General features: G+C 67.7%; 24 protein-coding genes. 8 read left to right on the top strand and 16 right to left on the bottom strand.

What is annotated here, in order from left to right; genetic code table 11:
- Window positions 1–74: 74 nt before the first annotated feature.
- Window positions 75–980 carry an SDR family NAD(P)-dependent oxidoreductase gene (locus MJ777_RS13640; RefSeq protein ID WP_239309659.1) on the bottom strand — a complete coding sequence of 302 codons (906 nt, stop codon included), beginning with the start codon at window positions 978–980 and terminating at the stop codon, window positions 75–77.
- 145 nt (window positions 981–1125) lie between these two features.
- Between MJ777_RS13640 and MJ777_RS13635 the strand changes: the two genes are divergently transcribed.
- Window positions 1126–1701 carry a helix-turn-helix transcriptional regulator gene (locus tag MJ777_RS13635; protein ID WP_308194830.1) on the top strand — a complete coding sequence of 192 codons (576 nt, stop codon included), beginning with the start codon at window positions 1126–1128 and terminating at the stop codon, window positions 1699–1701.
- A 105-nt stretch (window positions 1702–1806) separates the two neighbouring features.
- On the opposite strand, the gene MJ777_RS13630 is transcribed toward MJ777_RS13635, so the two are convergent.
- The 6 genes from MJ777_RS13630 to MJ777_RS13605 form a co-directional block, all read right to left on the bottom strand.
- Window positions 1807–3438 carry an FAD-binding oxidoreductase gene (locus MJ777_RS13630; RefSeq protein ID WP_239376602.1) on the bottom strand — a complete coding sequence of 544 codons (1632 nt, stop codon included), beginning with the start codon at window positions 3436–3438 and terminating at the stop codon, window positions 1807–1809.
- A gap of 398 nt (window positions 3439–3836) precedes the next feature.
- Entirely contained in the window at window positions 3837–4448 is a 612-nt protein-coding gene (locus tag MJ777_RS13625) for a TetR/AcrR family transcriptional regulator (protein WP_239309662.1), read from the bottom strand.
- 205 nt (window positions 4449–4653) lie between these two features.
- A complete protein-coding gene (locus MJ777_RS13620; RefSeq protein ID WP_239344753.1) occupies window positions 4654–5817 on the bottom strand; it encodes a hypothetical protein in 1164 nt (387 codons plus the stop codon).
- A complete protein-coding gene (locus tag MJ777_RS13615) occupies window positions 5814–6131 on the bottom strand; it encodes a PadR family transcriptional regulator (RefSeq protein WP_239376600.1) in 318 nt (105 codons plus the stop codon). Before MJ777_RS13615 ends, MJ777_RS13620 begins: the two co-directional genes overlap by 4 nt.
- Before the next feature lie 76 nt (window positions 6132–6207).
- The gene (locus MJ777_RS13610) at window positions 6208–6960 is read right to left on the bottom strand and encodes an NUDIX hydrolase (RefSeq protein ID WP_239309668.1); all 753 of its coding nucleotides are present in this window, start codon (window positions 6958–6960) and stop codon (window positions 6208–6210) included.
- 93 nt (window positions 6961–7053) lie between these two features.
- Entirely contained in the window at window positions 7054–8391 is a 1338-nt protein-coding gene (locus tag MJ777_RS13605) for an alkaline phosphatase PhoX (RefSeq protein WP_239309700.1), read from the bottom strand.
- A gap of 575 nt (window positions 8392–8966) precedes the next feature.
- On the opposite strand from MJ777_RS13605, the gene MJ777_RS13600 reads away from it, so the two are divergent.
- The 3 genes from MJ777_RS13600 to MJ777_RS13590 all read left to right on the top strand — a co-directional run bounded on the left by MJ777_RS13600 (window position 8967) and on the right by MJ777_RS13590 (window position 12264).
- Window positions 8967–9803: an aldehyde dehydrogenase family protein gene (locus MJ777_RS13600; protein WP_239376599.1), complete on the top strand. Its 837-nt coding sequence runs from the start codon at window positions 8967–8969 to the stop codon at window positions 9801–9803.
- A gap of 232 nt (window positions 9804–10035) precedes the next feature.
- Entirely contained in the window at window positions 10036–11307 is a 1272-nt protein-coding gene (locus MJ777_RS13595) for a Fic family protein (protein WP_239376597.1), read from the top strand.
- Between the two features lie 390 nt (window positions 11308–11697).
- Window positions 11698–12264: a Uma2 family endonuclease gene (locus tag MJ777_RS13590; protein ID WP_370651535.1), complete on the top strand. Its 567-nt coding sequence runs from the start codon at window positions 11698–11700 to the stop codon at window positions 12262–12264.
- Window positions 12265–12789: 525 nt separating this feature from the next.
- Here the strand turns inward: MJ777_RS13590 and MJ777_RS13585 are convergent.
- The 3 genes from MJ777_RS13585 to MJ777_RS13575 are packed head-to-tail and all read right to left on the bottom strand — an operon-like array spanning window position 12790 to window position 14642.
- Window positions 12790–13341 carry a GNAT family N-acetyltransferase gene (locus MJ777_RS13585; RefSeq protein WP_239309674.1) on the bottom strand — a complete coding sequence of 184 codons (552 nt, stop codon included), beginning with the start codon at window positions 13339–13341 and terminating at the stop codon, window positions 12790–12792.
- Window positions 13338–14354, bottom strand: a complete 1017-nt coding sequence (locus MJ777_RS13580; RefSeq protein WP_239376579.1) for a hypothetical protein — start codon at window positions 14352–14354, stop codon at window positions 13338–13340. The genes MJ777_RS13585 and MJ777_RS13580 overlap by 4 nt, the downstream gene beginning before the upstream one ends.
- A 57-nt stretch (window positions 14355–14411) precedes the next feature.
- Window positions 14412–14642, bottom strand: a complete 231-nt coding sequence (locus tag MJ777_RS13575; RefSeq protein ID WP_239376577.1) for a helix-turn-helix transcriptional regulator — start codon at window positions 14640–14642, stop codon at window positions 14412–14414.
- 255 nt (window positions 14643–14897) lie between these two features.
- On the opposite strand from MJ777_RS13575, the gene MJ777_RS13570 reads away from it, so the two are divergent.
- The 3 genes from MJ777_RS13570 to MJ777_RS13560 all read left to right on the top strand — a co-directional run bounded on the left by MJ777_RS13570 (window position 14898) and on the right by MJ777_RS13560 (window position 16056).
- Window positions 14898–15161 carry a hypothetical protein gene (locus MJ777_RS13570; protein ID WP_239376575.1) on the top strand — a complete coding sequence of 88 codons (264 nt, stop codon included), beginning with the start codon at window positions 14898–14900 and terminating at the stop codon, window positions 15159–15161.
- Window positions 15162–15311: 150 nt separating this feature from the next.
- A complete protein-coding gene (locus MJ777_RS13565; protein ID WP_370652721.1) occupies window positions 15312–15641 on the top strand; it encodes a DUF397 domain-containing protein in 330 nt (109 codons plus the stop codon).
- Entirely contained in the window at window positions 15580–16056 is a 477-nt protein-coding gene (locus MJ777_RS13560; RefSeq protein ID WP_239376573.1) for a hypothetical protein, read from the top strand. The genes MJ777_RS13565 and MJ777_RS13560 overlap by 62 nt, the downstream gene beginning before the upstream one ends.
- Before the next feature lie 10 nt (window positions 16057–16066).
- Here MJ777_RS13560 and MJ777_RS13555 read toward each other — a convergent pair whose 3' ends face one another.
- Both MJ777_RS13555 and MJ777_RS13550 read right to left on the bottom strand, forming a co-directional pair.
- Window positions 16067–16567, bottom strand: coding sequence for an ATP-binding protein (locus MJ777_RS13555; protein WP_239376571.1), 501 nt, complete (start codon window positions 16565–16567; stop codon window positions 16067–16069).
- A gap of 138 nt (window positions 16568–16705) precedes the next feature.
- Complete coding sequence (locus tag MJ777_RS13550) at window positions 16706–17041, bottom strand: hypothetical protein (protein WP_239376569.1); 336 nt, start codon at window positions 17039–17041, stop codon at window positions 16706–16708.
- A gap of 537 nt (window positions 17042–17578) precedes the next feature.
- On the opposite strand from MJ777_RS13550, the gene MJ777_RS13545 reads away from it, so the two are divergent.
- On the top strand, window positions 17579–18196 hold the full coding sequence (locus MJ777_RS13545) for a hypothetical protein (protein ID WP_239376567.1): 618 nt from the start codon (window positions 17579–17581) through the stop codon (window positions 18194–18196).
- A 7-nt stretch (window positions 18197–18203) separates the two neighbouring features.
- Here the strand turns inward: MJ777_RS13545 and MJ777_RS13540 are convergent, their stop codons facing one another.
- The 4 genes from MJ777_RS13540 to MJ777_RS13525 form a co-directional block, all read right to left on the bottom strand.
- Window positions 18204–18980, bottom strand: coding sequence for a zeta toxin family protein (locus MJ777_RS13540; RefSeq protein ID WP_239376565.1), 777 nt, complete (start codon window positions 18978–18980; stop codon window positions 18204–18206).
- On the bottom strand, window positions 18977–19288 hold the full coding sequence (locus MJ777_RS13535) for a hypothetical protein (protein ID WP_239376563.1): 312 nt from the start codon (window positions 19286–19288) through the stop codon (window positions 18977–18979). Before MJ777_RS13535 ends, MJ777_RS13540 begins: the two co-directional genes overlap by 4 nt.
- Before the next feature lie 97 nt (window positions 19289–19385).
- Window positions 19386–19904: a DUF4913 domain-containing protein gene (locus tag MJ777_RS13530; RefSeq protein WP_239341654.1), complete on the bottom strand. Its 519-nt coding sequence runs from the start codon at window positions 19902–19904 to the stop codon at window positions 19386–19388.
- Window positions 19901–21403: type IV secretory system conjugative DNA transfer family protein (locus MJ777_RS13525; protein ID WP_239376561.1), on the bottom strand; the 1503-nt coding region annotated here is incomplete at its 5' end. The genes MJ777_RS13530 and MJ777_RS13525, both read right to left, overlap by 4 nt.

Below are 21403 nucleotides of genomic sequence, written 5' to 3'. Positions count from 1 at the left end.
TCACACAAGGGTGGCCGTTGTACTGGTGCTGAGGCTGACAGGATGCTGCGAAGCCGCCCAGGGACGGACGCCTGTCATGTGGGTGACAACGAGAATAAATCCGGCAGGAAGCGGGCTAGCATGCGTTCGGTGAGTTCCCACATCTGGCGGGCGGCGTCGGTATCGTAGGAAGGCCCGGATGACCGGGTCAGGCGCGTCTGATCGTAGTACGCGCCATTCGTGGTCACTGTTGGGTCGGTCGCCAGGTGGTGAATATCGCGGGCCGCTCGTTTCGGCGACGACGCGAATGCCAGTGCCGCCAGCACGAAGGCCCGCGGAAAATCCCGGCCAATATCGGTGCGGGTCACGCCCGGATGCATCGCGTTGACGGTGACCATATCGCCGTGGCGGCGGGCCAGCTCGTAGACAAAGTAAAGATTGGCCAGCTTCGACCGGCTGTAGGCGAGGAAGGGATCATAGCCGCGCATGTGATGCGGATCGGTGAAGTCGAAACGCGGCTCGATGTGCCCGCCCAGGCTGGTGTGGTGGCCGGCGCTGTTGACGCAGAGCACCCGGGGCTTGGCGTCCTGCGGCCCGGCCCCGGGCGGCCTCCCCGCGACCAGGAGCGGCCACAGCCGGGCGGTGAGCGCGAACGGCGCCAGATGATGGACGGCCAGGTTCAGTTCCCAGCCCTCATCGGTCAGGATGTGGCGGGGCACCAGGACACCAGCATTGTGGATCAGTATGTCGATATGCTCGGTGCCGGCACTGACCCGTTCGGTGACTGCATCCCAGCCGGACGGCGCGGCGAGATCGGCCACGATCGTCTCCGCTGCCGCGCCGGACCCGGCCAGTTCGGACCGCAGTGCCGCGGCCTTGCTCGGATCGCGGCCGACCGCGAAGAGCCGGTACCCCTCGGCCGCCAGCCGGGTGGCCAGTGACCGGCCGATGCCAGCGGTCGCGCCGGTCAGTACGACGACGCGTGCTGAGGGTCTCGCCATCTTCGACCTTCCTGCTGGAGCAGCGCCTGCCGGGGCAGCGCGCGTTCCGGCGGAGTGCGGCAAGCATACGCACAGTAAACATGTCAGAGATGACATGTCATGCGGCACATCATCATCCGAACGGCGTCCGCATGTCAAGGCTGACATGTACAGTCCGGCTATGTCGCTGCACTACGCGCTGCTCGGCCTGCTGGCCGAGGCCCCGGCCAGCGGATACGATCTCACGGCGCGCTTCGGTGAGGTGCTCGGCCACATCTGGCCGGCCAGACATCCGGCGATCTACGGGGAACTGGGCCGTCTGGCCGAAGACGGATTCATCGAGCTCGAGAGCGAGGGGCCGCGGCGGCGCAAGGCCTATCGGATCACCCCGAAGGGCCTTGAGGAGGTGCGTGCCTGGCTCACCGCCGGCGAAGTTGACCATACCCCGCGCTTGGAGCCGTTGCTGCGCTCCTGCTTCTTCTGGCTCATGGAGCCAGAAGACCTGCGCGCCTACCTGGACCGGGAAGCTGAATACTTCCGCTCGCTCGTCGAGAAGTACACCAGCTACGCCGCGGCGAAGGACCGCGGCGAATTCGGGACCGGGGCTCGTGTCCAGTCCCTGCGGGTCACAGTAGAAGCAGGTATCCGACTTTACCAGGCGCTGGCCGACTGGTCTGACTGGGCCGCGCGGGTTCCGCCCGCCCAGCCAGATCCAGAAGACGGCATCGAGACGAACCGCTGAGGGCTTGCTTTTCAGAGGCTGCTTCGCGGTGTATATTCAGGCGATCCGTGACGGCATGAACGCCGCCGGGCCGCTCGTCCGCACATGCCCCCGGGACTCAGCGGATCAGGGCAGCGCGATCGACTGGGAATGCCGGAAGACGTTGGTCGGGTCCCAGCGGCCCTTCACCCGTCGCAGCCGCGTGTAGTTATCTTTGTAGTAAAGGGTTGAAAATGGCACCCCGGAGGTGTTGATTGCCGGGTCGATGATATCCGGGTCGGGATTGTTGATGTAACAGCCGTCGGTCTGCTCGTTCGGGATCGGATAGCCGCCGGTGGCGGCGAACGTCTGGCTGTAGAGGTCGCGTAACCAGGCGATGTGGATGGTGTCCTCGGCCGGGCTGATCCAGAAGTTTTCGAACAGGGCGTAGACCACCGCGTTCCGGTGGGCGGTCGCCGTCGCGGCTGGTGCCATCGCGTTGATCTGCCCACCGGAGCCGGAGAGCTGCAGCGTCGCGTTCGCGTTCGTGTAGTCCGTGCGCGTCATGTTGATGTAGATCGCCGCGATCTGATCGTCGGTGAAGGACGTGCGCAGGTAGGCCGACTTCACCGCGCTGCGCAGGGTCGGGTCGTACAGCAGGGCCGGGTTGCTGGTGCCGACCAGCCTGGTCGATGCCAGCCAGGCCACCGGCCTGGCTGGGAAGGGCACGGTGATGCCACTGCCGTCGAGCAGTGCGGCCCGGTAGTCGGCCAGCAGCTGGCCGGCGTTGCTCAGTGTCCCGTCGAGCTGGGTGACGAGCTGGATGCCGCCGGTCGGGCCCTGGCGGATGAACATGATCCCAGCCAGCGATGTGTACGGCGAGCTCGGCGCGCTGTTCTGCTCGTGCCAACGGCCGAAGTTGCGCACCAGCGTGGTGAACGAAGCCTGGCTCAGGGCGCTCCACGGCACCGGCACGGAGCTGAGCAGCACCCGGGCCGGCGGACGTGGCAGGGCCGCACCGGGGTCGGTCCCGGTCGCCGATGCGGACCGGAACCAGAAGCGGGTCACCACGCCGAAGTTCCCGCCACCGCCCCCGGTGGTGGCCCACCACAGGTCGTTGTTGGGGTCGGCTGAGCCGCGCGAGGCGATGACCACGCGTGCCTTGCCGTCGCTGCCGACAACCACCATCTCGACAGCGTCGATGTGGTCGGCGACCAGGCCGAACTTCCGGCTCAGCAGGCCGAAGCCGCCGCCGCTGGCGTGCCCGCCGATGCCGACCGTCGGGCACACCCCACCCGGAATCGTCACCCCCCAGTCGCGGTAGAGCAGCTCGTAGATGTGCCCGAGCTGGGCGCCGGCCTCTATCCGGAACGCGGCGCGCTGAGGGTCGAACGAGACACAGGACATTCCGGACAGGTCAAGCAAAATTTTGGTGTCGGGGTTGCTGACGAAGTCGGCGTAACAGTGGCCGCCGCTGCGAACCGACAGCCGTTTGCCGGCGTCGACCGCCTCCTGCACGGCCTGGACGACCTGCGCGGTCGAGCGGACCAGGCGGACGGCGTCCGGGGCCGCGACCCACCGCTGGTTGATTCCCCGGACCAGCTCCGGGTATCGGGCATCGGATGCCGTGACTGACACTGCCGGGGTGACCACGTACCCGGAGCCGGCCGTGCTGTCGGCCGGCGTGGTATTCGCCTGGGCCGCTATGGCTGGCGTGGCGGCCCCGACAGCCACCGCCGTGCCACCGATAAGTATTCCCCGTCGGCTGACCTCACCCATCTCCGTCGCCTCCACATCTGGACAGGTTCGTAACTGCAGGTTCGTAACTGGAAGTGTCAGTTCCCATGAGTTTTGTGTTTCTCGAGAAAACCCGGTTTCGGCAGCGCTGGCACGCATACGTCGCCTCGACGGGAGGCGGCTGTGGTTTTTGATGGTGCTGCTTCTACCAGCCTCGTTGCCGGGAAAGTGCGCGCAACAGCGCGGCCAGTTCGATGAATAGGCTCCGGCGGGGACCGGTGAACGAGTTCAAACCGCCCGAAAAGCGGCAGCAAAGGATCGGTTTATTGGCAGCCTGGGGTACCGCCGGGCTGGCCGGAAAAATGATTCACGGTTTGCGGTTTGCGGTTGAAGGAAAAGCTGGTGGTCAGCCTGGCTGGGCGGGTCACGGCTGCCGGCATTCACGGCGACGACACAGGTGCGGTCAGAGCGGCAAGGACGGCCCGGGCCAGTGCGTGGGCGGCTTCAGACGTGAGTGGCACGTGGCCGAGCAGGAGCGCGTACCAGTAAACGCCGTAGGCGATGTCGACCCCGAGGTCCAGGTCGGCTCTGGTGGGCAGCTCGCCGCGGTCGCGGCCTTGGGCGAGGATCGCGCGCAGTACGTCGCGCCGGGCGGAGGTGAAGCGGTGCAGAGTATCGGCGACGGCCGGGTCCTGCTGGGCTTCAGCCATGATGTGGCGCAGCAGCGCGGCGGCGGTCGGGTCGGCCCCACGGGCGAAAGTAGCGGACAGGAAGGTCTCCAGATCGCCAAGCAGGGTGCCGGTGTCGGGCTGAGGAACGTCGGTGCGGGCGCGTTCGGCCAGGGTTTCCAGCACGATAGCGCCCTTGGACGGCCACCAGCGGTAGATCGTCTGTCGGCCGACGCCAGCGGCGACGGCGATGCCCTCCATGGTCAGCGGCGGTCGATCGGGCCGGCTGAGCAGCGTCCAGACCGCATCGAGGACGGCTTGGCGGGCCTGCTCATTGCGGCGCCGGCCGGTATGCGGCCGGGCCGGGCCGGCAACGTCTTTCATACGGAGGACTGTAGCATTTGTCGGGATGTGTTGTCTCGACAAAGTTGGCGGCCCCGGATCGGCACCGCCGAACGGCGAGAACCGCTACCTGGGTGGGGATGGCTCTGAGCCTCCCGCTCGACTGTCCTCGAGGGGTCGCCATTCAAGACATGGTGCCGTTGGCGATCAAACTGGACACGGACAGTGCGGTGAACCGCTCGAAGCGTTATGTTTCGGCGCGCGTGGGCGAGAGTGGATGACGTCCCGTCATGAACAGACCGCTGCAAACCACGGTGGCGGTGGCTGTGGCGATGGCCATCGCCCCGGGGAAGTCTCGGGCGGACAGCCCGAGGGCGACTGGCGGGAGACCGAGCAGGGCCAGCGCCACGCCCCTCGTCCCGGCTCGGCTGGGCGGGCGGGCCATCACCCACAGGACCGCGGCGAGCAGCGCACCGAAAACCAGCAGCCCGAGGTAGGGGTCGAGGGCTTCGGTGACGTTGTCGGCGTGCCGTTCGGCGGCGCTGGCGCCAGGGTAGATCACGCCGCCGACGATGTCGGGTATCCGGTCGGGGAAGAACGTGATCGCGCTTAGTCCGAGCAGCGCGACAAGCAGGGCGGCGAAGATTCCCGCGCAGAGCGCCGCCATGACGCCCTGCTCCGCGCGGCGGGTGCGTCCGGTGGCCCGCAGCGCGGCGGCGGCGGGCGCACCGAAGACGAGCGGCACCAGCCAACTGCCGTGCCAGGGAAGAGCTGCGGCCAGTGGCGGACCATCCCGCTCGAAGGGCATCACCGCGAACGCCGCCAGCCCCGCGACAAGCCCCGCGCCGGCCCCGGCCGCCAGGCCCGCGCTACCGAAGCAGGCGGCGTGGGCGGTCACTGCCAGGAAGCTCCCCGCGTAGAGCGTCAGCGCGAGCATGACTATCGGTACCGCCTTGGGGCCCGGCCGCAGGAGGCCAGACACGCCACCTTGTACCGCAAGGACCAACAGGCACGACCCCACCAGGGCGTACCCGCCGGCACGCACCACCCGTGCCGCCCGTTCCGGTCGTACCGGGCCAAAGAGCCCCGGGCGGTCGCCGAGCCAGGCCAGCAGCGCCAGGACGAGTACTCCGGGGATGATCTGACCGATCACGTGCGCGGACGCGATCTCACTGATCACCACGAGACACACCGCGGCAGTGGTGGCCACCGGATGCCAGACCGCGCGGGTCCTCACAATCTGTAGCAGGGCGGCCCGGGTACAGCCCAGGGCGAAATGCCAGCGTTCGGAGGGACTGTCGATGGCGGACAGTTCGGCCCGCATCGCGCATCCCCAGTCGTGGCGTGCGGACGGTAGTAATTTGACCACGAGGTCGAGGTACCAGCCCGCCGGCTGCCGGCCGCCGGTCACCACGCGGTCCGCAGGTCGCCGTGGGCGTGCCGCGCGGCTGGCGCCGGGGCGAGGCTGCTCGCCAGCTCCCGACCGGCGCCGGTGAGGCGGTAGAGGTGGCGGGGCGGACGCCCGCCGGAATCGTCCGGCCGCTGTTCCCAGCAGGCTTCCAGCAGCTCCCGGTCGGTGAGGCGGATCAGGATCGGGTACAGCGAGCCGGCTTTGAGACCGACCTGCTGCCCGAGTTCATAGCCGTACCGCCACACCGCGGGTTGTGCGATCAGTGCTTGCAGCACGGCCACGGTTTGCGGAGAGAGACGTCGGGGTCGAGTCATTCCGTAACTCTATCTAGATAGAGTTTGAAAGGCCAGTACTCAGCATGGGACGCGCGGAGTCCACCGTGCCCTCCCCTCACGGAACCGGGACCGACGGGTGCCCGGACGGTGTACCGGGGACGGTGAGAGCGGAGCTCACCAGATGCCGCATGAGTGCTGGATCCCCACCGTGATACCGCTGGAGGAACTCCTCGGGCGGTAGGATCACGCGGCCGGCTGACTCGTGGCCCGCTTCCCAGGGGGCGAGCCGTGTGACCGGCGCGGTGTAGATCACCATGTAGGTCACGTCGTCGGCACCGAAGTAGTCGGACTCAATGACCTCGACCAGGGTGAGCTTGCCGAGCCTGACCCGTACCTCTTCCCATGCCTCGCGGCGTACGGTCTGTTCGATCGTTTTCTCGTGCTGTTGCACATGACCGCCGGGGATGTCCAGCCCCCGGGCCAGGTCAGCGGCCACGAGCAAGCCATCGCTGGTCACCGCGACCACCGCGGCGCTGGTCACCGCGTCGAAGGGCGGCTCGGTGGACGCTCCCAGACACGTCAGCGTGACCGGTCCCGCGCGTGTGCCGGGTGTTGGTCGGCGGTCCGTTCTCTCGGCGGTCACAAGCGGTTTCCTATTCTGCCCCGCGTCGTGGGACGACACGAGCCTCGACGACCCGGCCGCGGCCGAGGCAGTCTGCCAACGCCGTGCCCGTGCCGGCCTGCCCGACGGCGTCAGCTCGAAGCCGAAGTACCGCGGCCCTGCCTCGAACTCAGAGCGCCCGGCAATAGGGGACGCGGCGTCGCGGGGCTGGGGCACGCACCTCGCCGCGTTGTCGTCGGTCGCCACCCAGCACCTCCGGTGACTTCCTCCTCGCACCTCACGATCTACGTACCCCAGCCCCGTTCCTTGATCTACGCTCCTGTTGCCGGGCGCTCTTAACTACTTGCGCCGCCATGGGCCGGTGATCGCGACAGTCAGGCCGTCGCCCTGGATGTTGGCATACAGCCACTTGCTATCCGGGGAGAAGGTCGCGCCGGCCCATTCGCTGTCGCTGACGGCGTTCCGCGCCAATGGGTACGGGGTGCCGTCATCGCCCACGACGATCAGGTAGTTCTCCCCGTCACCGTCTTCGCACAGGATGATCGTACCGCCGTAGGGCGAAACGGTGATGTTGTCGGGACCATCGAAGCGACCGCCCGGAGCAATCCGGACCACCAGCTCGATCGTGGACTTGCGTGGGTTGAACTCCCAGACCTGGCCCTCGTGCACACCGGCAGCCGCGGACCCGGCCTTGGCGTAGCTGGAGACGATGTAGGCCCGGGTCCGGTCCCAGAAGATTCCCTCGGCCTTGGGTACGTGGGTGACCGCCCCGTCGGCGAACTGCTTGCGGACCGACGTGGTTGTCGCGTCCGGGTCCGGTACGTCCACCCAGGTCACCGCGAGCGTGGTGCCGAGCTCGGTGAACACGGAAAGATCGAACGCGCCGGCGGCCTTGAGTGCCTGCAGCTTCCCGCCGGCCCGAAGGCTTCCCGGGCCTCCCAGCGGCTTGGCCGGCAGGAAGCGGTAAAGCAGCCCGTACGGCGAGCCCGCGTCTTCGGTGAGGTAAAGAATGCCGGTCTTGGGATCGACGGCGATCGCTTCGTGCGGGTAACGCCCGAGCGCCTTCAGCGGGACGGCCTCGGTGTCGTGCAGGCGCCCGTAGGGGTCGACCTCGAAGACGTAGCCGTGTTTCTTGGTCAGGAGTGCGTTGGATGCCGGGGTCAGCTCGGTCTCCTCACACGACAGCCAGGTCCCCCACGGGGTGTTGCCGCCGGCGCAGTTGCGGACCGTACCAGCGAGGCTCGCTACCTGTGAGATCAGCTTGTCGCCGTCGAGAACGACCGTGGTGGTTCCGCCGGCCGCGCCCGGGTCGTATTCCAGTCCTGACAGGTGCGGTACCGGGTTCACGGCGCCCGGGGAAAGCTCGTGGTTGCGAACCAGAATGCTGTGGTTGTTCTTCTTGCCAGGGAAGGCGAATGTGCCATCCGGCGCGCCCGGCAGCTTCTCCCCGGTCGGCAGCGTGTCCATGCCGGCGCGGGAGACAACTGTGTAGGTGAATCCCGCGGGAAGATCGACAATCTTCGCCGGGTCGGGGACGAGTTCCCCGTAGCCGTGGAAGTGGAAGGGTTCGGCGGCCGACGCGGTCCCGCTGAAGACCGAGCCAACCGCTCCCGACAGGACGAATCCGAGGCTCGCCGTTCCAGTACCGACGATCGCCTGACGACGACTGACAGATATGGGCATGTGTCCCTCCTTGGAATGCCGAATCCGCACGCTGGCAGGCTGACATGGCCACGAAGCGACACAGGATGGAACGGCAGGCGACTACTAGCCTCGGCTGTTCGTATTATCCGGCAAGACAGGAGATGACGCCATGTAAGCAGTTGGTCATTCTATCGTAAGCTCGTTGTCGCCTGCCAGTGAAAGCCCGGTCCGGGTAGCTGCCAGGAGGCCCGGTAGCAGGCTGGCGGATCGGTCTGGAAACGGACCGGGTCGGAGCCCAGCGGTGTCGAGCCGATCTGCATCACGTCGCCCGGGGCCATCGCCGTCACCTGCCCGAACGGCCCGTCGGCGCGGTCGGCCGCGGTAGTGCACCTCTTCCGTGCAGGCTACGCCATGCGCCGCGTGGGCCGATCGACTCGAGTTCGGCGGCTGCGACGACCGGCTCGTCGCCGCCGGGGCGCTGCGGCATCAGGTATGTTCAACCGCGCCCGGCCCGTGCCATGCTGACGCGCAACACTGTTACCCGCCGAGGCGTTTCGCGCTGGCCGGGTGGCTCACGGCAGAATTCGCAGGCTCGCCGGCAACGAGGCGTGACGAGGAAGTCCGCCGATTCCGGGCCTGCAACCTCAGATGGTCGGATATGTGCGGGGAGGCCTGGCACGAGCCGTCACTTCGGCTCCTTCTACATCGATGGGCAGTGGACGACACCCCTGTCGGAGACGACTACCCCGATCATCGAGGCCGCCACCGAGCAACGGCTCGGTGACCTGCCCGAGGCAGGCGCCAAGGAGGTGGACCTGGCGGTGGCTGCCGCCAGGGCGGCCCAGCCGGCCTGGGACGCAACTCCGGCCGTCGAGCGGGCCGGCCTGCTCGAGCGGCTCGCCGGGGCGGTCGAACGCCGCTCGAAGCAGATCAGCGAGATCGTCTCCCGGCAGAACGGCATGCCGCTGGCGTTGTCCGCCTCCGCCTCCGCCAACGTCCGCGCCGTGGCTGGCACACTGCGGTACTACGCGGCGCTGGCGCGCGGTGGCTTCGCCGACCAGGAGCGCCCGGCGCTGGCCTATCCCGGCACGGTGCGCCTGCAGCGGCGCCCGGTCGGGACCGTCGCGGTGATCGTGCCGTGGAACTACCCCCTCGGACTTACCGCGATGAAGCTCGGGCCGGCGCTGGCCGCCGGCTGCACCGTGGTGCTCAAGCCCGCCCCGGAGACGTCGCTGGATGCCGCCTACCTCATGGAGGCAATCGAGGAGGCCGGCATCCCCGCGGGCGTCGTCAACCTGATCACCGGTGGCCGGCAGACCGGTGACCTGCTCATCAGGCATCCCGGCATTGACAAGGTCTCCTTCACCGGCTCGACCGCCGCCGGCCGGATCATCTCGAAGAGCTCATCACCACCTATCCGTTCACGGACATCAACCGGGCGGTAGCCGATTCCGTCGCCGGCGTCACCGTCAAGCCGGTGCTCGTCTTCTGATCCGAGCATCGACCGGAACATCGACCGGAACGTGGACGGGCTGGCCGCCGGCCGCGGGAACCAGGCGCGGCGCTGTCCGGGTCGACTGCGATCGTGTAGCGGCGGACCAGCGTGGCGACAACCTTGAAGCACGCCGCGTCATAATCAAGGTTGTGACGTAACCCTGATTATGGAGGCTGCTCAAGATGGCTGAGCTCCTACGGCGGCGCTGGGAAAGCGATCTCGGCGCGGGTCTGTTCCGGCGGGACCGACTCGGTTGCGACTACGAGGCGTACCTGCCGGACCCGCTGGTCGGCCGGAAGTGGCGTCTCGACGCCGCAACGGCGGCGGATGTCGCTGACGCCGAGGTCGCAATCAGCCGCCTCGACCGCGAGGCCGCTGCGCTACGAGGCACCGAGGTGCTGGCGCGCATCCTCCTGCGGGCCGAGTCAGTCGCCTCGTCTCGGATCGAAGGGCTCGAGGTCGGCGGCCGACGCCTCCTGCGAGCCGAGGCGGCACGCGGGTTCGACGAGCCCGCCACCGACATCACCGCAGTCGAGGTACTGGCCAACATCGACGCAATGGTGCGTGCAACCGAACTGGTCGGTGTCGGTGATCCCATCACGATCGCGTCTCTGCTTGACGTCCACGAGCGTCTGCTCGCCGCCGGCCACCTGGAGCGGCACGGCGGCAGGCTTCGAACCGAACAGAACTGGATCGGCGGGAGCGGTTACAACCCGTGCTCAGCCACGTTCGTCCCGCCGCCACCGGAGGCTGTGCCCGGCCTGCTCGAAGACCTCTGTGCATTCTGCGCCGACGACACTCTTCCGGCCGTCGCCCAGGCTGCCATCGCGCACGCGCAGTTCGAGACGATTCACCCGTTTGTCGATGGTAACGGGCGTACCGGCCGCGCGCTGATCCACATGGTGCTGCGGCGCCGCGGTCTCGCCGCAGGCGTCCTGCCCCCCGTCTCCCTGATTCTCGCGACCTGGTCGCGTGCGTACCTTGCCGCGCTGGCCGCAGCCCACTACGTGGGTCCCGCGACCTCCGACGAGGCACAGGTGGCGACCGACTCCTGGGTCGCGCTGTTCGCCGCCGCCTGCACCCGAGCATGTGCGGACGCCGTCGACTTCGAGCGGCGTCTCGAGTCGCTTCGCGATGACTGGCTCCGCAGGGCCGGCCCCGTACGCACCCATTCCGCTCTCGAGAGCATCCTGCGCCTGCTGCCCGCAGCGCCGGTGCTCACCGTCCGCTCGGCTGCCGCCCTGTCTGGTCGAAGCCTGCAGGCAACAAACGAGGCAATCAATCGGCTTGTCAATGTGGGTGTTCTCCGCCAGATCACAGTAGGCCGCCGCAATCGTGCGTTCGAGGCATCCGAGGCCATCGAGGCATTCGCGTACCTTGAACGACGCCTCGCCAGCCCAGCAGGCGAGACCATCGTCAGCCCGCCCAGCCGCCGCGTACCCCAGAGGCCATGACCCATCCGGAGGGCAACGGTCACCTCCGCTGAGGCTGCGGCCTTCCTTGCCTTCTTGTGGTCGCGGATCTTGTTGCAGCTCTGATGATTAACGATGTCAGCTGCCGACAGGTAGCTCCCCACCTCGCCGAACGGTGTCGTGGCCTCTCGCCAGTCCGGCGCGTCGACACCGAGCTGCGGCCGAGGCGACGTGGGCCGCCAGGTACGGGTGGCCCCAGAATCGAGGGTGGTGCCTCGTCGTCGCGACACCATGTGTCGACCTGTCGACCTGTCGACCTGTCGGACGCACCGACCGATCAGCCGCGTCTGGCTGGCGCAGCGGATCCGGCTGGCACGCTACGCTGACAGCGGGACAACGGGTCCGGGGGCCGCCGAGCCAGGGAGGTGCGTCGTGACCGCGGAGATCGTCCCTCCCGCCTGGATGCACCAGCAGATCACAGCGGAGCTGTACGACATGCTGTCCGAGGAGCAGTCCAGGGATATCGAGATTGTGGACGGGATGGTGGTCATGGTCCCGAGCGCGTCCCTCCAACACAACCGGCTTGCCAAGAAGCTGGCTGTCGCGATGGAGGCCGCGGGGGCACCGGAGTGGTTTGCCGATCTTGACTTCGATGTCCGGCTCCACGACGTGCCGCTCACCGTGCGTCGACCCGACATCGTCGTGTACCGAGCAAGCACGGTCGGGGTCTCGCCGATGCGCCCCGAGAACATCCTGCTGGTTGGTGAGGTGGTGTCGCCGGGCTCGGAAACCACCGATCGCGTCTTCAAGCCGGAGCAGTACGCCTCGGCCGGCATCCAGTTCTACTGGCGGATCGAGCAGTCCGCGGCCGGTGTCCCGCTCGTTCACACCTACGTGCTCGATCTGGCCGCGCGAGCCTACCGGGCTGGCGATGTTCACGCGGGTGTGGTCGAAGCCGCCACTCCATTCCCCGTGAAGATCGACCTCACCCAGCCATAGCACCAGCACGGCCGCGGAGTACTGACGAGGGCCGTCAGCTCAGGCGGTTCCTGCCCTGGCCGCAGCTTTCATCTGCTTCGTGCGTGCCACGGCGTAGTCCGCCGACCTGCGCCTATCTGGCCGGCATGCCTCCTGACCTCGGTGAACACGGTCTGATCTGGGCAGAAGCTTCGCCGTGATCGTCACGGGTGTGGTCCTGATGAGTCTCCCGGAATCCAACTGTTGACCGTGCTCCATGGGCATATGGCGGGCAGAACCCGGGCAGGATCATGAGGCGTCAGCGGGGCTGAGACCAAGGATGCTCGTTGGCAAGCAGAGAGCACCGGTGTCCCAGAGGATCACCGGAGGGTACCGAACAACGCGAGATCCCAGTCGCGGCGCACGGCGCGCTCGAATGCCTTCCCGCGCGCCAGCGGCCAAGTGCCCTGGTGGGCGCGAGCCTGCCCACCTCACGTTGAGTTTTCCAGTCAGACATATGCCTGGTCGGACGTGTCGTGCTCGATGCGGGGGACGCAATCGCGGCTGTCAGTTGTCGGTCTGCGTCTCCCATGCGGATCGGCTGATGGCGTACACATGCTGATTTTTACCGTGCAGGAACTCGGTGTGGTGGTAGGTCTCGCTGATCTTCTCGGCGACTCGGATCGACCTGGTGTTGTCGGCGTCGATGACGGAGACGACCTGATCGACGGCCAGCCGGTTGAAGGCGAACCGTAGCGAGGCTCGCCCGGCCTCCGGTCCGAACCCGCGGCCCCAGTGCGGTCGGGCGATGAACCACGCCGCCTCGACGCCGGGCCAGCCCGGCTCGTTCCACAGCCCGGCCCGGCCGACCAGCTCACCGGTGGCCGTTTCCACCACGGACCACAGCCCGTACCCCCACAGCGCCCAGTGCCCGAGGGTCGTCGCCATGTTCCGCCAGGTCGCGGACCGGTCCGCGGGACCCCCGAGATAGCGCATGAACTCCGGATCAGCCCACATGGTCGCGTAGTTGTCGATGTCCTCCGGTGCGATGGCGCGCAGCGTCAGACGCTCGGTGACGATCGTGGGGATGGCAAAGGTGGTCACCAGGTCGCCGCTCATGCCTTGGTGCCAGCGGTCAGTGCGGGGCGGGCCTGCCGTAACCGCTCGGTGAAATCCCGCACCGCCGGAATCGACCGGTGAGCGGGCATGAACATGGCATCCAGGTGGCGAACCCGTTCGGCGACCGTGTACGTATGGTTCGTTGAGAGCGCTGTGAGAACCTGTATGCCGACGGCCGCAGCCGCATCAGGTTCCGGCGCTGGTCGCAGCAGATGCGCCATGGCGAGGGTGAGCACGGCGTGCTGTTCTTCCTCGGCGGAGAAGTCCCCGCTGCGGTTCTGATAGCCGCTGATCGCCAGCGGTGCCCATTCAGCGACGGCCGTAGCGTCCCCGAGCCGGGCTGCGATCCCGGCGCGGAACATGGCCACCGCGGCATCACCGACCGGTGTTTCCCCCGGCGCCGGGCGGAAGTCACCGGCCGTCGCCTCCATCCGATCCAACGCCGCCCGCGCCGCCACGACGTCCCCGTTTGCGGCATGCGCCCTGGCCTCATAGGCGGCCATGCGGGCACGGACGTAGGGATGGTCCCAACGCGCCGCGCCCCGCAGATGATCCAGAGCGGCCGTGTACCGACCCGTGTAGTAGGCGATCGACGAGTGCAGCGCGGCCACCGACGCCGCAAGGACCGGTTCCCCGGCTTCGTCGGCGTAGTGCCCGGACAGCATCGCGAACCGGCGGGCCGAACGCATGTCACCGGTGTTGAACGCCAGCCGGCCGAGGAAGAAGACGAATTGCCCGCCGAGCAGGGTTACCCGCGCCCGGGCCTGTCCTGCCGTCCGGCTGTCGAGGATCTGCTCAACCTGCCGCCAGCGGTCCACGACCCGGGGCAGTAGGGCGACATGGGGCACCGACGTGTACACCACGGCGATCTCGTCGACGTCGGCTTCCAACTCGGCGAGCGTCAACGCGTCCGGGTCTGCTGTCGAGATCCGCTGAAAGGTCTCGGCAGCGAGTGCCGACGCCGCGGCGAGCGCACCCATCCCCAGCATTTGCCGCCGGTCCGTGGAACTCACCTCCCCGCCGTCAGGTTCGCCGATGCCGTGTCGCGCCCGGTGGATCCACGCACGGAGCTAGACCAACTCTCCACCGGCACCCACCGCGGTGTCGATGGCCTCCACGACCACATCGGACGGCAGAAGCCGGCCAGCTTCGGCCCGACTGATCCCAGCCCGGTCCAGGTTGGTACGCCGAGCGAGCTCGGCCAGACTGTGCATGCCCGCGGCAAGGCGTAACGCGCGGATACGCCCCGCGAGATGCGCGACCGCGGCCTGATCGTCCACCCGTGCCTTCCTGTCCAGCATGACGACACATGCGTGAGGCGTGCGTGACGATGCCTTCACGGGGTCACAGCTAGTGGGGTGGCCACCAAGGTTCGCCGGATCGGCGACGCCGGCACGACAAGGGTTTTCGATCCCCTCGGCCCAACCAAGGTTCGTGGCCATCCCACTAGCCGCCTGTCGCGCCCACTAGCCGCCTGTCGCGCACCGTCATGGAATGTGTCGTGCCGGCACGATAACCGGCCGGCCACGCAGGCAGGACACACATTGGGGGATGTCGTGCAACCACCGAGGAGTTTCACCCGCCGGCCACCTGTGCCGGCGCAGATTCCGCGCTCCTTACCCCGGGCCGAGGCCCACGGCGATGTTCCAGCGGACGCGACGTTGTACGCGCTCGTCGTCTACGGAACGGATCAGCAGCCCGTCGAAGTCGTCCTGCCGTTCCCGACCGTCAGCGCGGCCGACCATCACGCGCAGAGCAGCAACCGGGACGGTCGCATCGTCCCGATCACGTTTCCGTTCCGCCCTCGTCAGGGGCCTTGAGACCAGGTCTCCCGGATATGGCCGTGCCCCGACCCGGGAGGCCTGACCGATGTGTGCCGGCCCGTGCGGGGCCCGTCCCTTCCTCGTCGTTGCGGGTGTGGCGTACGGGCCGGCGCGTACAACCAACACCCAGCATCGAAAGGATCAACCATGTTCAAGGATGGCACCCGCAAGCCCGACCTCACCGATTTCGACCCCGACGCCGTCACCTGGCAGACGTCCAGTTTCTCCAACGGCGCCGGTGGCATGTGCGTACAAGCCGGCATGCACGACGGCGGAGTGGTCGTCCGCGATGCGAAGAACCTGGACGGGCTCGTGCTGTCCTTCTCCCGCGCCGAGTGGGCCGCGTTCGTCGACGGTGTCGAAAACGGCGACAGCGGAGACGAAGATGGTCGACGTTCCCGTTGTTGGGAGTGTCATGCTCGATCGGGTCGCAGCGGACGGGCGGCTGCGACCGTGGGCTCCGGAGGTCGGGCTTGACCGTAGTTACCCGCTCGGTGGTTTCCTGACCCATCGGCTTCTACGCGGTGACCCGCGCAAGGTTGTTCTCGTACGCAGCGGTGTGGAAGTCGCTTCCGGCAACCACCGGAGCCCTGGCCTCCGGCCTGCCAACGATCCGCTCGTCATTGTCCATGACTTCAAGTGGCGCGGCGATGTTGTCACTTATCTGGCGAGGCGGGCGGCGATGCTGGCTTCAGGCGGATGGCAGGAGCAGAGTCCCGCTGTCCGCGACGAGGCGCATCGACTTCTCGCCCACGTGGAGGAGCACGCTGGAAGGCTCGATGTGTCCGGGCAGACTGTGCTCTTCCGACCGGTGGCTATGGACGCTGTCCCGTCCTGGTGGGCTGATGAGTCTCGCGCGATCGTCGACACCTGGCGGCCTCCCGCCGGCTGACCGGCCAGCGCTACGACTGTTGGATGACTTCCTCACCCTCACCCTCACCCGTCGGCTCCTCGAACCGGGCGAGGAAGTCATCCAACGCTTCGTCTGTGACGGTCAGCGCGTTGCCGTCGGTACGTTGGTTTCGTATGTGCAGACGGCGGCGCAACACCGAGCGGTCCGCCTTGAAGTACAGCAGATGCCACCGGCCGCCGTGTTCTTCCACGAGCTTCTTGTACCGGTCACGTCCGGCCCGGTCCCACAGGCCGCGATCTATCACCACGGATGTTCCTGCCTTGACCAGAGCGGCCAGCTCGGCCTCCACTTCGGTGACCACTGGGCCTTCCAGCTCGAAGTACCGGTGTTCCGGATAGTCGACGCCGTAGCGACCGTGCCGTGCATGTACCCGTTCGTCGACGGAGAGGCGCACGATGCCCTGGCCCTCCAGGTGCTTGGCGTAGGTCGTCTTGCCAGAACCGGTCAGGCCGCACAGTAGGAACACCTCGGCGACATCCCTGTCCTGCATCAGGAGACATCCCTTCAGCGCTTCGCCTGTCACCCGAAGACTATGACCACTCGACGCCGTCGCCGAACAGCGCCGTCAGCTACCGGTATCACTCTCTGGAGGTACCGAACCGTTTGTGCTGTTTTGGTCGATCTACTTTCACTGCCCTGGCTGGTGGGGAGCGACTGTCTTCGGAGCGCGGTCACTCTCCTCAGCGATAGTGCCGGTATCGTCGGCTGGCTCGCTGCTGTCGGTTGCGCTGTTCCGCTGACGGCGGCACTGTACAGGCTGCGGGTAGCCGAGGGAGACCAGTTCCTTCGATGTCCACCCGGCTTCGAGCGCGGCCTTACGCGCGTCGGCGTAAACGGTTTCGGCGTTGGCCACCTGCTGCTGTACGGCAGCGAGTGCGTCGCGGATGGTCTGGCGGGCGTTGGCGGCATCGACGAGGTCTCCGATCGCGCGGATTCGCGCACCTTCTAGACCCGTCTTCCGCACATGCATCCAGTGTGTGGATAGTGTGATTTTTTGTTTGTCCGCTGTTCGCCCCATTGGCGTCCAGAGGGCACTTTCTGGCAAAGTTCAACGCAATCGGTCACCGTGGGTACGGATTATCGACGCGAGCCCGTCATCATGATCGAAAATGGCGTCGGTCGATGCATCGAAATCCCATGTGCGGAAGACGGGTCTAGAAGCTGTCTGGCCGCCTGGATCGCGGCCGTTCACGGGGCAGATCGCTGGGCCATCGTGGTTACCCCTTCCTTACTTTGGCGCTTGTTCTCAGCCGCGTAGCCTGCCAGCCGCGACGTCACGCTGTCAGCCATCTCCGGTGGAGCAAGATATACATTTGGTAACCAAATGTGCGTCTTGATGGCCGTATCCGCTTGGATCAGAGCTGACACATTCGGCCGGACGGCGGGGTCGAGCGGGCGCGCTCGACCTCAGAAGCGGGGTGCAGTGTGGGTGGGCAGGGGCCGGTTGGGCACCGGCAGCATCAGCGTCCGGCTCGCCACAACCGATGCAATCTGCGGTTTGATGACGACGAGTACGCCGAGTCGAAACGGGCAGCTGGAGGCGTCCCGGGCGCGGCTGCTGCGGACGGTCCGGACCGCGGTCGCCGGCGCCGACGATGAGAGCGCGTTCTTCGCCCGGTTGGAGCAGGCCGGGCTGCTGGTCCGCCGCCGGCACAGCATCCAGCATCCCGATGAGATCACCGGCTATGCGGTGGCCCTGCCCGGCGACCGGGACCGCCAGGGAGTATCGGTCTGGTACAGCGGCGGACGGCTGGCCGCGGACCTGAGCCTGCCGCAGCTACGACGACGCTGGCAGGCCCCGACCTGCCCGGCCGGTACAACCGATTCTGCTGACCGGCAGCGGTTGCGCGACCCTGCTGCCCGCCGCCAGGCGGTTACCACAGCGACCGCGGCTGCCGTCAGTGCCGCCGAGCACCTGGCCGCCGACGTCGCCGGGACCCCGCCAGGGAACAGGATCAGGAAGCGGTGGCGCACGCCGCCGGGGCGGGGAACGTTACCCTGGCTGCGTCTGTCATGGCGGTTGGTGGCGTGCGTGGAGGACTCGGGTGGAACAGTGGGCGGGCTAGAGTGTCGATCTCGGCGAGTTGAGGAGTCCATTCCGGGCCAGCCTCGCCTGTGAGTGTGCGTTATACGGCTTGGAAGTCGCCTGTTTCTTGTGGAGTCCAGGGCCGGGTCCGTTCGGTCTCGATTGCGGCTCGTAAGCGGGGCGGTTCGGCCCACTGGCCTGCGGGGGTGAGGTGGTTGAAGTAGCGGGGTTCTGCTTCGCCACGGCGAAATACCGCAACCTGGTCGGCAAGATGGTGGGTATCGATAAGGTCGGCAAGGTCGAGAATACCGGCGTAGGAGCGGCGGGCGTTTTCCGGTGCTGTTAGTCGTCCACGGCCCCGGTCGCGGACCTGTTCGTGGTAGCGGTGTATGATTCCTTGCCGGCTCATGGCTTCGGGAACTCCCATGGTGGCGACGGCTATTTGGTAGCCGGCTTCCCGGTAGCGGATCATATCTTCCGCGACCCCGGCGGAGTTGCCGGCTGTTGCCTGTACAAGAGTATTGAGTCGGTGGTGACGGGCATAGTCCTGGATCATGTGCATCCACCGATGGCCGTCGAACCGGGTGCGAACCACCATAGTTCGGTCGTTTTCGGCCATGAATTGTTCATAGGAGGGATGAAAAGGCTTGTAACGGTCGCTGTCGACATCGATGAATCCGCCCTTGCCGTCAAAGATAGTGCCGATCTGCCGGGCCACCCGCGACTTTCCCGCGCCGGGCTGGGCGATGAGGAACACGACGGTTGGGCGGGGCTGCGGTCGGGCATGACTGGTCTCTACAGGAACGATTTTTTCCTGGAAGATTCTTTCCGCTTCGGCGGTGGGGAGCTGGTCGGGGATGGGAGTGGGCTGGGTCACGCCTGCTCCTGTATCTGGTGGGCGATGTCGGTGAACCGGATACGGGCCTCGGCGACAGCAGCCGGGTCGGCCGGGTCGAGGGTGTCCCGGGCCCGGGCGCAGGCAACCTGTTCGTTTTTCCATCGTTCCAGCCTGGCCGGGTCCGGATGGAGTTTGTTTTCCTCGGCCGTGATACGGGCGGCGTATGCGCCGACTGCGGCGTGCCCGGCTTCTAGCGCCGCTTCATAGGCTGCGACTTCTTTGCTGTCCCAGGTGAATGGTTTCATGTCGGAGAATACGGACGACTCGAAATCCGCGGATTCTGCCATGTTTTTCATCCTTTTGTGGTGTTCGAACAGATGGTGTGGTGGGGCTTGTCGGCGGCCCGGTGGTGGGTGCGCTCGGCGGTGGTGTCGCAGGCGCGGGTCAGTCGTCCTCGCCTCCTACCGCGGGGTCGAAGTGGCCGGGTGGGACGGGGGTGACGGGTAGGGGCCGGTCGGGTTCGTGGCGGTCGGGGCGGCAGGCGCGGAACGGTCCGGAGGGTCCGCACAGCACTGCGAGTTGCGGGTCGAGGTAGGACACGTGCCAGGTGGCGATGCCGGTGTTGGGGTCGGTGCGGGCGTGTTCCCAGGCCCGCCACAGTGCCTCGAGGCGGATGACGGCTTCGGTGTGGTCCCACCATTGGGCGCACCAGCGGAATTCCCCGCCGGTTGAGCGGGGGTAGGCCACCCGCAGGTACTGCTCGACCCAGTCAGTGACGCTGGTGAACGCCGGTTCCAGGGGCTCCTCGTGGTCGCTGGCGCCGGCTGTCGGGACGGTGGCAGCCGGGTCCATGGCGGTGGTGCGGGCGTCGAGATCGAGCAGCAGGGTTTCCAGGGAGCTGAGGCGGGCGGCCAGGTCCGCCAGCGCGCCGGTCAGATCAACGGCGGTGGTGGGGCTGGTCATGATGTTTCCGTTCCTTTCTGTGGGCTGGTCCCGGACACAGCGGTGGATGTGGGGGTGGCGTGGGCGGTGAGGGTGGCCATGGCCTGTGTGGACGCGGCGGTGATCGCGGTGGCGTGTGGGCCGGTGTACCAGGGGCGTAGCCGGACCGCGGCCGCGCGGATGCCGGTGGCGAGTAGCAGCGCGGTGCCCTTGGGCATGGCGCGGATGTCGGCGGCGTCGAGGATGCGCTGGCGGCGCAGTGAGACCTGTGTGGACGGGCCGCCGCGGCTGTGGGACAGCGAGGAGATTTCGATGTCGTGGTCGCCGACGAGCCGGGAGAGGTCCTCGGCGTGGCGGGGGTCGTCGATCCCGGCGCCGACGAGTTTGATGGTGGCGGCGGACCACAGGGCGTCCATACCCTGCTCGCCCCATACTCCGACGCCTTGCCGGTAGGACTGCAGGATCGTGATGGTGACCAGGCCGCGGGAGCCCAGGTGGGAGTACAGCCGGGGCAGGTCGGCGATCTTGCAGATGTTCGCGGCCTCATCCAGCATGATCCGCATGGGGGGGTCGAGGCGGCCGCCGGCGGCTTCGGCGCGGCGGACCGCGGCGCGCATGACCTGGTCGACGAAGGCGGCGACCAGCGGACTGGCGGCGCCTTCGTCGTCCTTGGACAGCAGGTACAACGTGTCGCTGCTGGCGGCGAAACGGTCGACGTCGAGCAGCGCCCTTTGTCCGCTTTCTGCGTCGTGCTCGGCGGGTGGGGTGACCCAGGTCAGGATCTGGTCGTTGCGTAGGCAGCGGGCGGCGGCCCGGGCGGTTTCGTACACACCTTCGCGGGTTTCCGGGGCGCCGGCCTGGCGGCCGCGCAGGCCGGCGGCCACCGCCCGGTAGCCGTGGTCGTCGAGGAGGTCGGCGGGCCGGGGGCTGGCGGAGTCGTTGAGCCATTCGTAGACGTCGATCAGGCTGCGGTCGTTGGTGGCGGCGGCCAGCAGCAGGCTGGCGAGCAGGTCCCCGGCGGCCGCGGCCCAGAAGTCCCGGGATGCCTGCCCGCCGCGGATCTCCTGGAGGAAGTGGGAGGCGAGCCGGTCGGCGTCCTCCACCCCGCGCACAGCCGCCAGGGGGTTCCACCACCAGATTGGCGGGGCGTAGGCGATCTGCTGGGGATCGAACACCCATACCGTGCCGTTCGCTGCCCGCAGGGCGGCGGTGGTCGCCCACAGGTCGGCCTTGTTCGCGGTGGCGACGACCGCGCCGGGGGCGTCGAGGATGACCGGGACTGCCAGCGCGGTGGTCTTGCCGGCGCGGGGGGCCATGACCGCGACCGCGACGTCCTCGTCCGATCCGTACAGCGGGGTGCCGCCGGGGGTCAGGTCCCCGATCGGCCAGCCCCGGTCCGTTTCGGACAGGCGGGGCAGCGGGGCCAGGGAGGGGCGCAGCGCGCGGGCGCGGGCGGTCGCACCGGCGGGGGTGAGGGCCGCCAGGTCCCGGTCGTCGGCGAGGGAGGGGCCGGCCAGCGC

The sequence above is a fragment of the Protofrankia sp. Cj5 genome (assembly GCF_917627405.1).
Taxonomy (GTDB): Bacteria; Actinomycetota; Actinomycetes; order Frankiales; family Frankiaceae; genus Protofrankia.
Note: the sequence above shows the minus strand (reverse complement) of the source record. Positions and strands in the feature narration are given on the sequence as shown.